This is a genomic window from Corynebacterium sp. AOP36-E1-14 (assembly GCF_052377495.1).
Lineage (GTDB): Bacteria > Actinomycetota > Actinomycetes > Mycobacteriales > Mycobacteriaceae > Corynebacterium.
Genome location: NZ_JBQSWV010000089.1, coordinates 1 through 259 on the forward strand (window position 1 = coordinate 1; position 259 = coordinate 259).

The following is a 259-nucleotide window of genomic DNA, read 5'->3' on the forward strand; positions in this document are numbered from 1 at the left end:
GCTCTGCGTCAGGGTCTACCCGCGGGGCTGGAGGAGCTGGCACAGCTCGGCAGGACCCTGTGGCGCCGACGGCACGACATCCTGGCGTACTTCGATGTGGGAGCGTCGAACGGCCCCGTCGAGGCCATCAACGGACGGCTGGAGCATCTGCGCGGCATCGCCCTGGGATTCAGAAACCTCGACCACTACATCTTGCGGTCGTTGATCCACTCCGGGCAGCTCCGCGACCGGATCAACGCACTGTGAATCGCGAAGAGCC

1 protein-coding gene is annotated in these 259 nt (G+C 65.6%); it reads left to right on the top strand.

The genetic code is table 11. From position 1 onward, the window contains the following. The coding region (locus ACT3TD_RS14870) for a transposase (RefSeq protein ID WP_444638082.1) at positions 1 to 246 on the top strand (246 nt) is incomplete at its 5' end. Positions 247 to 259: the final 13 nt, after the last annotated feature.